Source organism: Paraburkholderia sp. SEWSISQ10-3 4, from assembly GCF_030464785.1.
Taxonomy (GTDB): domain Bacteria; phylum Pseudomonadota; class Gammaproteobacteria; order Burkholderiales; family Burkholderiaceae; genus Paraburkholderia; species Paraburkholderia aspalathi.
The window spans coordinates 111,974-125,759 of the sequence record NZ_JALPRI010000004.1 but is presented as its reverse complement, the minus strand read 5'-3'; the positions used below and the strand labels follow the sequence as shown (position 1 = coordinate 125,759).

The window sequence follows — 13,786 nt, the reverse complement described above, 5'->3', positions numbered from 1 at the left end:
ACGTGCATCCCTACGAATATCCCTTTCTCTTCGTCGCCAGTCTGTGCGGCGGTGTGATCAACGCGATCGCGGGCGGCGGCAGTTTCATCACGCTGCCGGCACTGCTGTTCTTTAACGTACCGCCGACGGTTGCGAATGCAACCAGCGCCGTTGCCGCGTGGCCCGGCCTGATAACAGCCGCCTATGGTTATCGGCATCGTCTCTCCGGCGACTCCCGCCGGCTACTGCGCTATGCGGCAGCAAGCCTCGCCGGTGGCGTAACGGGCGGCGCACTCCTTCTCATGACACCGGCCGCAACGTTCACGCGTGCCATTCCCCTCCTGATGTTGCTGGCTACGCTGATGTTCCTGCTGGCGCCGCGCGTGGTGGCAGCGGCGCGCCGGTCCACGGATGTGGCGGCGGCCTCTGGCGGGAAAGCCACGCGGCTTCATACGACGATCCAATTCTTCGCGAGCCTGATGGTCGGCTACTTCAATGCAGGCAGCGGGATCATCGTCATGGCAGGCCTGAGCATGTCGGGTATGCGCGAGACGCAACTGCTGAACGGCTTCAAGAACCTGCTCGGCGCGGTGGCGGCGGGTGCGTCGATCGCAGCGCTCGCGGTGGGCGGGCAGGTCGCGTGGGCTTCGGCCGCGCTGATGATGGCCGGTTCGCTGATCGGCGGCCTGTGGGGCGCGCGTGTTGCCCAGCGCATCGACGCAAACCTGCTGCGTGTGTTGATTCTGATCTTCAGCTTTGTGATGACCGGATATTTTTTCTGGAAATTCTGGCTGTGATAATCCTTCTGAACTTTTCAATTGATTCTTGACGGAGTTGGACTATGAAATTCGTTGTCGCGTTGACCTTGCTACTCGCGCAGTCTTTTGCATTTGCACAGACGCCGCCGCCGTCTACGCTCGCGCGTGTCACGCAGAGCGGCATTCTGCGGGTGTGCACGCCGGGCGATTACAAGCCGTTCAGCTTCCAGCGCGCACCGGGTGAATTCGAAGGACTTGACGTTGATCTGATGGGATCGCTTGCCACGGCCCTCAACGCGAAACCACAATTCGTCAAGACCACCTGGGCGAACCTGCTGCCGGATTTCGTCGCCGGTAAATGCGACATCGCGGCAGGCGGTATTTCAGTTTCGCTTGAGCGGCAGAAACAGGCGTACTTCAGCACGCCGTATATGGTCAACGGTAAAACGCCGCTTACGCGCTGCGAAAACGTCGCCAAATATCAGTCCATCGAAGCGATCGACCAACCGTCCGTCCGCGTGATCGCGAATCCGGGTGGCAGCAACGAGAAGTTCGCCAGGACCAAACTGAGCCACGCCCAGTTGACCATGCACTCGGACAACCTCACGATCTTCGATGAGATCATCAAGGGACACGCGGACGTCTTCGTTACCGAAGCTGCGGAGGCAATCGTGCAGAGCAAGGCGCATCCCGAGTTATGTGCCGTCAATCCCGACAAGCCGCTGCAATATGCCGAGATGGGCTACCTGCTGCCGAACGGCGACGACGTGTTCAAACACTTTGTCGACCAGTGGCTGCATCTGAGCCAGGCGAACGGCGAGTACGCGCAAATGAGCGCGAAGTGGCTCGGCAAATAATCGCCACTCTTTGCACGGATAGCTCCGTAGAAAGCGTAGAAAGACCACCTTAGAAGCCCGCGTCGATCACAATCCTGGTTCCGTCGCTGAACCGGTTGAGGCGGAATGCATGCGGGTCGACAAGCGGCGTGTCGTTCGTCACGAGATCCGCCATCAGCTTTCCGGCCGCCGGGCCGATGCCGAATCCATGCCCCGAAAAGCCGGTGCCGATAAAGAGGCCCGGCACCGTATCGACACCGGAGATCACTGGAATCGCGTCCGGCGTCACGTCCATGTAGCCCGCCCAGCGCTGCGCGATTCGCGCGTGCGCCAGATGCGGGAAGACCTTGATGAACTCGCGCAAACCTGCGTCGGTGTAGCGGGTGATCGGTTCGGGATCGAGAGTGCGGATCGCTTCAAACGCTGTGGGACGGTCGAGCGCCCAATGACGCGGACGGCGCAGTTCATCGAAGAAACGAGCGCCGATGCCGATGCGCAAAGCGCCCAGCTGGCTCTTCAACGCTTCGACATATTTGAAGAACAGACGAAAGGAATCGGGCGTGAGATCGCTGTAGGTGCGGAAGCCAAAAGCGACCGTATAGCCGCCGTCGGCGCGCTTGCGAAACGCGAATTTCTTGTTACTCGCGCTACAGGTCGGGCCACCGTCGAGCGGCTCGGTGCGAAGCACGGAGGCTTTTACCAGCAGTTGCGGTACGTCGACATCCAGATTGCCGCAGAACAACCGCGACCACGCGCCACCCGCGACCACGACGCTGTTGCAACGAATCGCGCCGTGCTCGGTGACGACCGCACTGACGCGCCCTGCGCTTGTTTCGATGCCACGGGCGGCGCATGGCGTCAGAATCTTGACGCCGCGTTTGCGCAACGCATTGGCGATTGCCGGTGCCGCCTTTTGCGGTTCGGCGCGACCGTCGCCGGATGTGTAGAGTCCGCCTTTGAACGCTTTCGTCGCGCCGGGCAACAGTTCAGCAACGGCACGCCCGTCCACCACGCGCGTGTCGAATGTATCGCCCGCTACGTGGCGCGCCTTGTCGAGCCATACGTGATGACTGTCCATCACGGCGTCTTCGTCGGTCATGTAGAGGATGCCGCATTGGTTGAAGCCGGTGTCGATGCCGAGCGTCGCATCCATTTTCCGCCACAGCTTCAGGCTTTCGATGCTCAACGTGAACTCGCGCATGTCGCGATGCGTGACGCGCACCCACCCCCAGTTGCGACTCGATTGCTCGCCCGCAATATGGCCTTTCTCACATAGCGCGACCTGCAATCCTTTCTCGCTCAGATAAAGGGCCGTGCTCACGCCGATAATGCCGCCGCCGATGACGACGACATCGACTTGCGCGGGCAAGGTGGTGTCGTCAGCGACCGTTTCTACTTTGGGTCCCATTGTGGCTGGTGTCCTGCCTGTGAAGACTAGTTATGTTGATCGGCGATGCCGGCCCTGACCGGCACAGTCGAACTGGCCGAAGCCTGCGCCTTGCGCTGCCGGCGTGACAATCGTGTGCTGGAATTGCCGCGCGCCGGATTCGCATGACGGTTGGTCCAGCGGTCGATGTGATTGATCGCGTGCGTGAGCGGCACGGTCACAAGCAGATACACCGCACCCGCGGCCACCAGCGGCGACAGGTTCGCGGTATTCACCGACGTGTTCTGGCCGATCGTAAACAGATCGCGTTGCGAAGTCAGCAGGCCGAGAAAATAGACCAGACTCGAATCCTTGACGATCGAAATGAACTGGTTCGCAAGCGCCGGCAAGATACGCCGCACGCCTTGCGGCACGATCACGTGGCGCATGCTGCTCCAGTATGTCATGCCGAGCGCCTGACACGCGGACAGTTGTCCGCGTCCCACGCTTTGAATGCCGGAACGAAAAATCTCCGCGATATACGCGGACGAGATCAGCCCAAGTGCGACGATCGCAAGCGGATACGGATTGGGTCCGAAGATCGCGAGCCCCACGGGCGCGAGTCCCTGGCCGACCAGCAGGATCACGAGCGCGGCCGGCAGCCCGCGAAACACGTCGATGAACACCTGTGCGGGCAGCATCAACCAGCGCGTATGCGACACCGTCATCAACGCGAGCATCATGCCCGCGACAATCCCCAGCACAGTCGAAAACACCGATAGCACCAGCGTGTTGACGAGGCCCGTGCACAGCAACGACGGTATCGACGAGATCAGCAACGGCCAGTCGAGAAAGTTCTGCAAGAAAGCATTCATGGTGCGCTCCCTGTTGAGCGTCGGCGGCGGGTTCAGCCGCCGGTCCGCAGTCGGCCGAACTCAATCAGTTATCGGTCTTCATCGCGTACGGCGGCAGGCTCGCGGGCTTCGAATAACCCGGGTGGAACTGCAGGTACAGCTTAAGCCAGGTGCCGTCCGCGACCAGTTCGCCGATGCACTTGTTCAGCGCCGCCTCGAGCTTGGCGTTGCCCTTGTGCACCGGGAAACCGGCAGGCAGATTGACGGCGGAGATGTCGAGCTTGTCCGCGATGTTCATTTGCGGATACTTGCCCTGCAAGCCTTCTACGAGCGTTTTATCCACGAAGTAGCCATCGATGTATTTCGAGCGCATCGCAAGGAATCCCGCGTTCAGGTTCGGAAAGCGCACGATCTGCGCACCCGGCAGGTAGCTGTCCGAATACGTGTCCTCGATGGTGCCCTGCACGACGCCGATCCGTTTGCCCTTCACCGATGACGGATCGCTCGTGATCGTGCTGTCGGGCAAGGTTGCTACGCTCAGAAGACCCGTCAGATAGCCCTCTGAGAAATCGACCATTTTCAGGCGTTCTTTCGTGATCGAAATCGACCCGGCGGCCAGATCGATCTGCTGGTTCGCGACGCTCGGCAGCAGTCCGCTGAAATCCTGCGCGCGGAACTCCGCGCTCAGGCCGAGCTTCGCCGCGACGGCGCGCAGCAGTTCGACGTCGAAGCCCGTCATCTTGCCGTTGTCGATATACGAATACGGCTTGTTGTTCGCATCCACGCCGGCGACCAGCTTGCCGGGCGTCAACGTGCCGATGTCGTCGGCACGGGCGTTGCCTTGCAACGCGAGCGATAGCGGCACGACAACCGCAAAGAGGCTGAGAAGATGGCGAAAACGCATGATGTTTGCTCCGTCGAAAGGACCTGCGATGGGAAGTCTGTCAAGAAAGCGCGGCGCGCGCGCGGCCGCTCCAGAAATCGTCGAACGCGTAGAGCGCCGTGCCGACCGGCACGCTCAGGCGGCTCGCCATGCCAGCCGGGCTGACCGGAAACGTGCCCTCACCAAATGCGCCCGCCTGTGCATCGAGTCCGAGCATGGATCTCGCGACTCGCGAGCCCAGATAGCTCATCAGCGCGACACCGTTGCCGTTGCAGCCGAGCGCGTAGTGAATGCCGTCCTGTTCACCGATATGCGCGAGCTTGTCGCCCGTCATCGCGACGTAGCCCTTCCACGCGTGCGTGATGCGCACGTCGCGCAGTGCGGGCCACAACTCGATCATCTTCGCGTGCAGCATCCTCGCCGCTTCACGCTCGCTCACCTCGCGGATAGCAGGGCGCGAGCCGAACAGCATTCGCGTGCCATCGGGCGATGGCCTCGTGTAGAACAGATTGCGCTTCGAATCGCTGATCATGCGCCGCCCCGGATTCAGCACGGCCATCAGCCCGGGCGGCAGCGGCTCCGTCGCGATCTGGTAACTCGCGACCGGCAGCACTCGCCGCGCGAAGAACGGCAGCAGCCGTCCGGTGTAGCCGTTGGTCGCGACCAGCACATGCTTCGTGTCGATTTTGCCTCGCGTTGCGTGAACCCGAAAACCCGCGCCATTGCGTTCGATTCGTTCCACGCCCGCATGTGAATGCAAAGTCGCACCGCAACGCCGTGCGAGATCGCGCAGCGCGCGATGATATTTCGCCGTATGCAAACCGCCGTATTCATCGACGAGAATCCCGCCGTAGTAGTAATCGGAGCCGATCACCGTGTGCTGCTCCGCGCGCGGCACGACGTGCACCGTCACGCCGGTCTTGTCGCGCAACAGATCGCCCTGGCGCCGCAAACGATCAAAGTGGCGCGGCGTGAATGCGCCGAAGAAACGCCCCGTGATCTGCAGATCGGCGTCGAGCGACTCCTCGGCGACAAGGCGCTTCAGGTAATCGAAGCTCGCCATCGACTCGCGCATCAGCCGTCCCAGCCGCTCTGCCGATACGCCACGAATCGCATTGGTCAGCGCGAGTTTCTGTCCGCTCGACACCATGCCGCCGCTGCGCGTGCTGCCGCCCGCCCCGATCTCCGCAGCGTCGAGCACGGCGACGCTGGCGCCGAGGCGCGCCGCTTCCACAGCCGCCGACAAGCCGCAATAGCCGCTGCCGACGATCACCACGTCGACGCCGGACGGCAACGCGTCACGGGCCGTTTCGGGCGGCGCGGCGTCCCACCAGTACGGGGCCACGCGAAAATCGTCGTGAAGCAGCAGGGCATCGGAGCGCATCGTCTATGGCCGGTAAGAAGATGCAAGCCAGTCTAGGATTTCGTCGACCATCCGGTCAAATACGACCAAAAACGTCCGCCATTCAAATTTGATATGGCAAGCTGGGAGCCGGATTAACGAAGGCAGACGAGGCAAAACGATGAATCAGCGGCAGATCGATGCGTTCAGGCTGGTCATGTTGCGCGGCTCGATGACCGCCGCCGCCGAGGAGCTTGGCACGTCGCAGCCAAGCGTCAGCCGGTTGATTGCGGAACTGGAAGCTTCGACGGGATTGGCGCTGTTCACGCGCAGCGGCGGACGGATTCAGGCCACGGATGCGGGGAGCGCGTTTTATCGCGAAGTGGACCGGAGTTTTGTGGGTATCGAGAAACTGGCGCATTCCGCGCGTGAAATCCGCCAGTTCGGCAGTGGCCGTCTAAGGCTTGTCGCGGCGCCGGTGCTGGCGTTGTCGTTCATCCCGATGGTGATCGAGCGTTTTCTCGCCGTCTATCCACGCATCGCGATATCGCTGGAAATGCGCAGTGAAGGCACGATCCAGCGTTGGGCGTCGTCGGCCTATTGCGATATCGGCTTTGCTACGACTACGCCCGAAGCGTTCGGTGTGACGAGCGCCGAGTTATACCGGCTACCCGGCGTGTGTGCGCTACCGGCCGGGCATCCGCTGACCGCGCGCAAACGTATCCATGCACGCGATCTGCGTAACGAAAGGTTGATTCTGGCTTCGTATGCGGACGACACGCGGTCGTCGCTGGATCGCGTGTTGCGTCAGGCGGAAGTCAATCAGGTGCCGACTATCGAAACGCCATACGGCGCGACGATTTGCGCGATGGTGTCGCGCGGACTGGGAATCGGCATCGTGAATCCGCTCGCGACTATCGATGCCAATCCCACGAAGATCCAGTTTCGGCCGTTTTCACCGGACGTCATGTTTCGGGGGTTCACCGTATGTCCGCAGCTGCAGTACACCAATCCAATCGTTGATAGTTTTCTTAAGATGGCCGGCGACACGATGATGCTTGAAGCAAAGCACGCCTCCAAGCCCGCACGACATTAGCTCATCCAGTACTTGCCCGGGATCCGGCGATCTTCTTCGGAAAGATACGGATTGTCGAGAACGAAGACCTTGCGGCTCGCGAGGTTGGAACGGAGCAGCCCGTCCTGAATGTAGGGATGCGAGTTGAACAGCCGCATGAACGATCCGTCGAGATAGGCCTTCTCCAGCCCCCTGTTAATGGTCTGGGCGAGGCTTGCGTGCTTCGTGGAGACGTAGAAAATAAAGTCCGACCGGTATTTCAGAAGCAGGTGCTTCTCGACAACCAGATCCCGATCTCTGTGCCGCGGCTCGTCCAGTTCCGCGAAAGCTTCAATGGCACCGCGCGGAAAATAGTCCAGCCGGCCACCCTGAACCATGTCGAACACTGTCTCATAGGGAACCGTCTCTATGTTCAGACCGGCTGCTCTCATGATTTTTGTGTCGATCCAGCCAAGCCCCTGACCACCCGTCAATGCCTTCAGATCGTCCAGGTTCCTCACCCTGTCGAAATCAGCCTGACGATCTTTTCGTATGACAAAGATCCGGTGGCCGATCAGCCCGCGATTGATAGGAATCCGTACCACGTTCAAGCCGCGTTCCGCCTCGGCGTCCGTGCTCGTCCAGAGCAGATTGATGGCGTTGCTCCCGCCCGCCAGTTCTGCCAGCGCACGCCCCCGTTCCATCAGGACGTCAGCCTGCCGCGCCACGTAATCGGCGCCGGCCGCTTTCATTGCGAGGTCGAGCACCGCCAGGGGGAAGACCGCACGTGCCCGATCTTCGGGGCGGTAATGCGGGTATACGATAGCGAATGGGTCTGCGGATGCTGCATGCGCACGGAGCGTCACGCCTGCCGCACTCAGTGCAGCCAATACAAAACGCCTGCGATGCATAGTTATATTCGACACATGTGCGATTCGCCAGTACTGGCGCGGATCGCACAGAATCACGCCCGGTCAAAAAACCATCGTGCCACGATTCATGCAGGCATACAAACCCATTTCACTCGCAAAGCATTACATGACCAGGTGGTCATGTTCTCAGCGCTGATCGGCACAGGCTCTTCAAGCCAGCAACGTCGCGCGGACCGCCGTCCCGTAACACAGCACCTCCGTAATGCCCCTCGCTATCTCGGTTGCGTCGTACCGCATACCGATGATGCCGTTTGCGCCCAGGTCCGCAGCCTGCGCAATCATGCGCTCGTATGCATCCTGCCGCGCTCGCTCACACAGCGACGTGTAAAGCGTGATGTTGCCTCCGAAAATCGTCTGCAGCGACGCGCCAAGTGCGCCAACGATGGATCGGGACCGAACGATGATCCCGCGAGTGACGCCGAATGAGCGCTCTATCCTGTGGCCCGGAAGGTCAAACGCTGTCGTCACCATGTGTCGTTCTATCATCGTCTTCTCCGTGTTCAATTGATCGCTTGCAGTTCATCGGGAGTGCTTTCAAGGCTCTTCATTGTAGCCAGGCACCTGGCTGACATGCCGGGATCGCTGACTGGATAGATACAGGTAACGCTCCAGTCAGCCGGGCAACGCGAGCATCGCATGAACGCTCCGCCTTGCCCGGCTGCAACCGTCATGCAGTCAGTTGCGGCGCAGCGGGGAAGTCCACCGGTACATGCGTCGTGGAGTGCAGGTAGTTGGTGACAGTCTTGTCGCCGATCACGATGATCGTGTCGACCAGATTGGCCTTGGTCCAGCCCGCAGCGAAGAACGCATCCACAAGCGCCTGATCGGCGTGCCCGCGGTTAACCGTGATGTTCTTCACCAGACGCGCGAGCGCGTCGAACTTCGCGTCGAAACTTGCCTTGCCACTGCGGATTTCGAGAATCTGTTCGTCGGTGAAGCCGTTCATCTTGCCGATCATCGTGTGGGCGGCCAGACAGTACTCACAGCCGTTGACCTGGCTCACGACGAGGTTCACGACTTCGCGCGCCTTGCCGGTGATACTGCTCTTCGCGTTCTGGAACGCGAGGTAGCTGCCGAGCGCATGCTCCGAATGGGCCAGCGTCGCGTACAGGTTGGGCACTGTGCCGAGACTGCTCTTGAGCTTGTCGAAGATAGCCTGGTTAGCCGGGGAGACTTCGTCGCGTGTCGGGACGTTGATGGTGGTCATGGTGATACTCCTGAGTAAAAAAGATGAATGAAGCTGGGTGGGAAAACCTGTGCGTTATTGCGCGGTATAGGCGCCGTCGACTGCAATGTTCTGTCCGGTGAGGTAGCGCGCCTTGTCGCTCGCAAGGAAGACGATGGTCTGGGCGATTTCGTCCGGAGTCGCGGCGCGTCGCGCCGGTATCGTTGCGAGGAAGCTGGCCTTGCCCTCCTCGCTGCCGCCGGCAAAACGGTCGAGCATTTCGGTCGCTACAGGACCGGGCGCCACGGCGTTGACGCGCACGCCTGCGGCAGCGCCTTCGAGCGCCGCGCTCTTCGTGAGGCCTTCGACCGCATGCTTGCTGGCTGCGTAGACTGACGCGCCCGCAATGCCCACCTGGCCCGCGATCGACGAGAGGTTGATGATCGAACCCGCGCCCTGCTCCAGCATCACGCGCATTTCGTGCTTGAGCGACAGCAGCGTGCCGAGCACGTTGACCGAGAACGTGTCTTCGTAGTTGGTTGCTGTCTGCTCGACGATCGGCGCCAGTTGACCTTCCGTGCCTGCGTTGTTGACCGCCACGTCGAGGCGCCCGAAACGCGCCACGGTTTGCTCGACTACGCTGCGCACTTCGGCTTCGAAGCGCACATCGGCGCGCAGGAATTCAGCTTCAGCACCGAGCGCGCGCAATTCGGCGGCAAGCGCCTGACCTGCCTCTTCGCGACGACCGCTGACGACCACACGGTTTCCTTCGCGAGCAAAAGCAAGAGCGGTAGCGCGGCCGATACCGGTCAGCGCGCCAGTGATAAGAACGACGGGTGAGTTCATGTCCGTACTCCTTGGATTGGGTTGCATCGAATCGCGTTTGCGATGACTGCACTTTGACTGATTCCAGATTGGGGATATAGATGGTGTATGCTCATATGACTGATTCCGCATAGGAATATATTGAGCAAAATGGATAAGCTGCAGGCAATGAAGACGTTCGTGCGCGTGGTGGAGGCCGGCAGCTTTTCCGCGGTCGCGCACGAAGCCGACACGACGCAAAGCGCAGTGAGCAAACAGGTCGCGGCACTCGAGCGCGAGTTGGGCGCACGGCTGCTGACGCGAACCACGCGTTCGCTCGCGCTAACGGAAGAAGGTGAACACTATTTCGAGCAGGCGCGGCGCCTCGTCGCGGAGATCGCGGAGGCCGAAGGCGCGCTGCGGCGCGGCGAACAGCAACTGACGGGTTGGCTGCGAATCGCGGCGTCAGTCGGCTTCGGGCGCCTCAAGCTCATGCCATTGGTTCAGTCGTTTCTGGCAGAGCATCGGGGCGTGAAGATCGACCTGCGCCTGAGCGATGGTTTTGTCGACCTTGTGGAACAGGGGATCGACGTCGCGGTGCGGCTCGGCGATCTGCCGGACAGCAGCCTGATCGCGCGTCGCGTGGGAACGGCACAGCGGATGCTGATGGCGCATCGCAGCTATGTGCGCTCACTGCCCAAAGGAACGAAAGCGCCACGCGTTCCCGACGACCTGGTCGAGCACAACTGCATCGTCTACACCGAACTGGCGATGCGCAACGCGTGGCGTTTTACGGCGGGGCCCGGCGCGACGGATCCGGTGGGAACCACGCGCATCGTGCGGGTCGAAGGCAATCTGCAAACCAACAGCAGCGAGGTCATGCGGGCCTCGGTGCTCGCGGGTATGGGGATTGGCTATTCGCCGACATGGCTGTTCGACGACGAGCTAGCCAGTGGCGAAGTGCAGCGGATGTTGCCGGACTGGGACACGATCCCCATCCCGATCCATCTGGTGAGCCCGCTGGAGCGCCGGCATTCGGCGAAGGTGAAAGCGTTTGCGGAGCATGTCGGCAAGGCGATGGCTCGGAGCTGAAAACGCACGGCGGCTTCGAAGCGCTCAAGCCCACTACCATGGGCCGCTGGCTCGGGAAGCCAGCGGCGTGGGCCAACCATCTGTCGAGCCTGATGACAGCCTGGGCGAGGCTAGCGGCCGACCGTATCAAGTCCCAGCGTTAACAAGCGCCTTCGGCACAGCGTGTTGCTGCAAACCCCATTTCGCCAGGATCTTCTGATAGGTGCCGTCAGCGATCAATTGATTGAACGCATTGGTCAACGCCGTATTGAGCGCCGCGTTGTCCTTCGACATGCCGATCGCGGTGTACTGCGACAGGAATGGCTGGCCGATCGGCGCGTACGCGTTCTGCTCAATCGAGTTCTGGTACGGCAAAGTCTCACCGCCCTGAACTGCCACATCGATCCGGTTCTGGCGCAACTGCATGCGCGCGTCCGACGAGCCATCCGTACCGACCACCTTGATGGGCGGCTTACCTGCCTTCACGCAATGCTCATTGCTCCACTTCGTCGTATCGTTCACAAACGATGTACGGCGGCTCGTTCCGACAGTCTTCCCGCACAACGCATCCATCGTCGCGAATTCACCCGCACGCGCCTTCACCGTATAGAACTGCGGACCGGTCGTGATGTAGTCGAGGAAGTTCACCGCCCCGCGGCGCTCGGGCAGATCGGTCATGCCCGACAGGATCACGTCGACGCGCTTCGTCGTCAGCGCGCTCATCATCTGGTCGAAGTTGGTTTCCTGCCATTCGAGCTTGACGCCGAGCTTCGCGGCAAGCGCTTCGCCGAGATCGACGTCGAAGCCCATCAGCTTGTCGGTAGCGGGGTCCTTGTATTCGAACGGCGGATAGTTCGGCACGATCGCCGCGACGAGCGTGCTCTTGCCAATCGACGAAGCGGTTTGTGCATGAAGCAGCGGCGCATGCAGCGCCACGACGCCAACAACCAGGGTGAACCATTCACGCAAACGAAGGGACGCGTTCATAGAAACTCGCTTGTTAGAAGAATCTGAAAAGCGGGTCCCAGCCGGAACCCGCGGTTGTGATCAGGACAGCACGGCCGAGATGAAATCCTGCGTACGTTTATGTTTTGGCTGCCCAAGTACCTGATCAGGCGTGCCGGTTTCCACCACCTGCCCCTGATCCATGAAGACCACGCGGTTGGCTACCTCGCGTGCAAAGCCCAGTTCATGCGTCACCACGATCATCGTCATGCCGCTTCGCGCGAGGTCCCGCATCACCGCCAGCACTTCGCCCACGAGTTCGGGATCCAACGCCGAGGTCGGCTCGTCGAACAGCATCAGTTGCGGATGCATCGCCAGTGCACGTGCAATCGCCACCCGTTGCTGCTGTCCGCCGGACAGTTCCACCGGAAACGCATCGCACTTATGAGCGAGCCCTACGCGCTTCAACAACGAACGCGCCTCTTCTTCCGCTTCCGCGCGACGCCGTTTGAGCACCTGCACCGGACCTTCGGTCACGTTCTCCAGCACCGTTTTGTGTGGGAACAGGTGGAATTTCTGGAACACCATGCCGGTCGCAAGGCGCTGACGGGCCACCTGCCGCTCCGACAGTTCGTGCAGCCGGTTGCCCACGCGCCGGTAGCCCGCCAGTTCGCCGTTCACCCACAGCGCCCCTTCGTTGATCTTCTCCAACTGGTTGATGCAGCGCAGGAACGTGCTTTTCCCCGAGCCCGACGGCCCGATCACGCACAGCACCTCGCCTTTGGCCACATCCAGCGTGATGCCCTGCAAGGCCTTGAACTCGCCATATGATTTGCGCACGTCGACCGCGCGAACGATTGAATTCATTTCGGCTCCTTGTCCTGTCGTCGCTGGCGCCTTCATTGCCGGCCCGATGCACGTCCCGCCCCGCGGGCGTAGTGCCGCTCCACCCGCGACTGCGCGAACGACAGCACCGTCACCACCACCAGGTACCAGACCCCGGCCACCATCAACAGCTCGATCACCCGTGCATTCGCGTAGTAGATGTTCTCGGCGTTGTGCAGCATCTCCGCATACTGGATCACGCTCGCGAGCGAGGTCAGCTTCACCATCCCCACCAGCTCGTTACCGATCGGCGGCACAATCACCCGCATCGCCTGCGGCAGAATTATCCGGCGCAGCGCCTGCAGCCGCGGCATGCCGATCGACTTGGCCGCTTCATACTGGCCCGTGTCCACCGACAGCAGCCCCGCGCGCACCACTTCCGACGTGTACGCCCCCTGGTTGATCCCCAGACCCAGCAACGCCGCGAGGAACGGCGTCATGACGTCCACCGTGCGAAATTCGAAAAGGCCCGGAATCCCCATCGACGGAAACACCAGCGCGAGGTTGAACCACAGCAGCAATTGCAGGATCACCGGCGTGCCGCGAAACAGCCACACATAGCCTTGCGCGACCGCTTGCAAAACCGGATTGGGCGACAGCCGCATGATCGCGGTGATCACGCCGAGCACCACGCCCAGCACCATCGCCAGCACCGTCATCACGATCGTGTTGACGAGGCCGTTCAGGATCGAACGCGCCGTCAGGAAGCGCGCGACGTAGCTCCATTCGATCTGCCCATGCGCGAACGCCAGCACCACATACCCGATCAACGCGATGATCGCTGCCGACGCCACATAACGGCCCCAGTAGCGGCGCCGCACATGGACCAGATGCGAAATGTCGGTGACGTCTTCACTCATCTCTGTCATCTGCTTCTGAGCCTCCGCGGGCAGTGCCGCCCGATCGTTGGAA

General features: G+C 61.3%; 15 protein-coding genes. 4 read left to right on the top strand and 11 right to left on the bottom strand.

Features of this window, described 5'->3' with window-relative positions; all coding sequences use genetic code 11:
- Nucleotides 1-2: 2 nt before the first annotated feature.
- Both M0D68_RS11830 and M0D68_RS11825 read left to right on the top strand, forming a co-directional pair.
- Nucleotides 3-776 carry a sulfite exporter TauE/SafE family protein gene (locus M0D68_RS11830; RefSeq protein WP_054042915.1) on the top strand — a complete coding sequence of 258 codons (774 nt, stop codon included), beginning with the start codon at nt 3-5 and terminating at the stop codon, nt 774-776.
- Nucleotides 777-820: 44 nt separating this feature from the next.
- Nucleotides 821-1,594, top strand: coding sequence for a transporter substrate-binding domain-containing protein (locus M0D68_RS11825; RefSeq protein ID WP_200567053.1), 774 nt, complete (start codon nt 821-823; stop codon nt 1,592-1,594).
- A 49-nt stretch (nt 1,595-1,643) separates the two neighbouring features.
- Here the strand turns inward: M0D68_RS11825 and M0D68_RS11820 are convergent, their stop codons facing one another.
- The 4 genes from M0D68_RS11820 to M0D68_RS11805 all read right to left on the bottom strand — a co-directional run bounded on the left by M0D68_RS11820 (nt 1,644) and on the right by M0D68_RS11805 (nt 6,060).
- A complete protein-coding gene (locus M0D68_RS11820) occupies nt 1,644-2,981 on the bottom strand; it encodes an FAD-binding oxidoreductase (RefSeq protein WP_266224296.1) in 1,338 nt (445 codons plus the stop codon).
- A gap of 26 nt (nt 2,982-3,007) precedes the next feature.
- Nucleotides 3,008-3,814, bottom strand: coding sequence for an amino acid ABC transporter permease (locus tag M0D68_RS11815; RefSeq protein ID WP_200570893.1), 807 nt, complete (start codon nt 3,812-3,814; stop codon nt 3,008-3,010).
- A 64-nt stretch (nt 3,815-3,878) separates the two neighbouring features.
- Complete coding sequence (locus M0D68_RS11810; protein WP_266224295.1) at nt 3,879-4,697, bottom strand: transporter substrate-binding domain-containing protein; 819 nt, start codon at nt 4,695-4,697, stop codon at nt 3,879-3,881.
- Between the two features lie 40 nt (nt 4,698-4,737).
- Entirely contained in the window at nt 4,738-6,060 is a 1,323-nt protein-coding gene (locus tag M0D68_RS11805; protein WP_093642625.1) for an FAD-binding oxidoreductase, read from the bottom strand.
- Nucleotides 6,061-6,199: 139 nt separating this feature from the next.
- Between M0D68_RS11805 and M0D68_RS11800 the strand changes: the two genes are divergently transcribed.
- Complete coding sequence (locus M0D68_RS11800) at nt 6,200-7,114, top strand: LysR substrate-binding domain-containing protein (RefSeq protein WP_256454981.1); 915 nt, start codon at nt 6,200-6,202, stop codon at nt 7,112-7,114.
- Here M0D68_RS11800 and M0D68_RS11795 read toward each other — a convergent pair.
- The 4 genes from M0D68_RS11795 to M0D68_RS11780 form a co-directional block, all read right to left on the bottom strand.
- Nucleotides 7,111-7,962, bottom strand: coding sequence for a hypothetical protein (locus M0D68_RS11795; RefSeq protein ID WP_308187585.1), 852 nt, complete (start codon nt 7,960-7,962; stop codon nt 7,111-7,113). The genes M0D68_RS11800 and M0D68_RS11795 overlap by 4 nt on opposite strands.
- A 192-nt stretch (nt 7,963-8,154) precedes the next feature.
- Entirely contained in the window at nt 8,155-8,490 is a 336-nt protein-coding gene (locus M0D68_RS11790; RefSeq protein WP_256454983.1) for a YbjQ family protein, read from the bottom strand.
- A 181-nt stretch (nt 8,491-8,671) separates the two neighbouring features.
- Complete coding sequence (locus M0D68_RS11785; protein ID WP_256454984.1) at nt 8,672-9,211, bottom strand: carboxymuconolactone decarboxylase family protein; 540 nt, start codon at nt 9,209-9,211, stop codon at nt 8,672-8,674.
- Nucleotides 9,212-9,265: 54 nt separating this feature from the next.
- Nucleotides 9,266-10,015 (bottom strand): SDR family NAD(P)-dependent oxidoreductase, encoded by a 750-nt coding sequence (locus M0D68_RS11780; protein WP_200651701.1) that lies wholly within the window; start codon nt 10,013-10,015, stop codon nt 9,266-9,268.
- 129 nt (nt 10,016-10,144) lie between these two features.
- Between M0D68_RS11780 and M0D68_RS11775 the strand changes: the two genes are divergently transcribed.
- Nucleotides 10,145-11,065 carry a LysR family transcriptional regulator gene (locus M0D68_RS11775; protein WP_093642639.1) on the top strand — a complete coding sequence of 307 codons (921 nt, stop codon included), beginning with the start codon at nt 10,145-10,147 and terminating at the stop codon, nt 11,063-11,065.
- 126 nt (nt 11,066-11,191) lie between these two features.
- On the opposite strand, the gene M0D68_RS11770 is transcribed toward M0D68_RS11775, so the two are convergent.
- Genes M0D68_RS11770 through M0D68_RS11760 form a run of 3 tightly spaced genes read right to left on the bottom strand, consistent with a single transcriptional unit; the run spans nt 11,192 to nt 13,743 of the window.
- Complete coding sequence (locus M0D68_RS11770) at nt 11,192-12,031, bottom strand: ABC transporter substrate-binding protein (protein WP_211701415.1); 840 nt, start codon at nt 12,029-12,031, stop codon at nt 11,192-11,194.
- A 60-nt stretch (nt 12,032-12,091) separates the two neighbouring features.
- Nucleotides 12,092-12,856 (bottom strand): amino acid ABC transporter ATP-binding protein, encoded by a 765-nt coding sequence (locus M0D68_RS11765; protein WP_093642644.1) that lies wholly within the window; start codon nt 12,854-12,856, stop codon nt 12,092-12,094.
- A gap of 32 nt (nt 12,857-12,888) precedes the next feature.
- Nucleotides 12,889-13,743 (bottom strand): amino acid ABC transporter permease, encoded by an 855-nt coding sequence (locus M0D68_RS11760; RefSeq protein WP_266224501.1) that lies wholly within the window; start codon nt 13,741-13,743, stop codon nt 12,889-12,891.
- Between the last annotated feature and the right edge of the window lie 43 nt (nt 13,744-13,786).

Excerpts from the sequence above, each read along its gene's own strand:
- M0D68_RS11760 (WP_266224501.1), bottom strand. The coding sequence starts at position 13,743 with ATGACAGAGATGAGTGAAGACGTCACCGACATTTCGCATCTGGTCCAT.
- M0D68_RS11810 (WP_266224295.1), bottom strand. The coding sequence starts at position 4,697 with ATGCGTTTTCGCCATCTTCTCAGCCTCTTTGCGGTTGTCGTGCCGCTA.
- M0D68_RS11770 (WP_211701415.1), bottom strand. The coding sequence starts at position 12,031 with ATGAACGCGTCCCTTCGTTTGCGTGAATGGTTCACCCTGGTTGTTGGC.
- M0D68_RS11800 (WP_256454981.1), top strand. The coding sequence starts at position 6,200 with ATGAATCAGCGGCAGATCGATGCGTTCAGGCTGGTCATGTTGCGCGGC.
- M0D68_RS11820 (WP_266224296.1), bottom strand. The coding sequence starts at position 2,981 with ATGGGACCCAAAGTAGAAACGGTCGCTGACGACACCACCTTGCCCGCG.
- M0D68_RS11765 (WP_093642644.1), bottom strand. The coding sequence starts at position 12,856 with ATGAATTCAATCGTTCGCGCGGTCGACGTGCGCAAATCATATGGCGAG.
- M0D68_RS11775 (WP_093642639.1), top strand. The coding sequence starts at position 10,145 with ATGGATAAGCTGCAGGCAATGAAGACGTTCGTGCGCGTGGTGGAGGCC.
- M0D68_RS11790 (WP_256454983.1), bottom strand. The coding sequence starts at position 8,490 with ATGATAGAACGACACATGGTGACGACAGCGTTTGACCTTCCGGGCCAC.
- M0D68_RS11815 (WP_200570893.1), bottom strand. The coding sequence starts at position 3,814 with ATGAATGCTTTCTTGCAGAACTTTCTCGACTGGCCGTTGCTGATCTCG.
- M0D68_RS11785 (WP_256454984.1), bottom strand. The coding sequence starts at position 9,211 with ATGACCACCATCAACGTCCCGACACGCGACGAAGTCTCCCCGGCTAAC.
- M0D68_RS11780 (WP_200651701.1), bottom strand. The coding sequence starts at position 10,015 with ATGAACTCACCCGTCGTTCTTATCACTGGCGCGCTGACCGGTATCGGC.
- M0D68_RS11805 (WP_093642625.1), bottom strand. The coding sequence starts at position 6,060 with ATGCGCTCCGATGCCCTGCTGCTTCACGACGATTTTCGCGTGGCCCCG.
- M0D68_RS11825 (WP_200567053.1), top strand. The coding sequence starts at position 821 with ATGAAATTCGTTGTCGCGTTGACCTTGCTACTCGCGCAGTCTTTTGCA.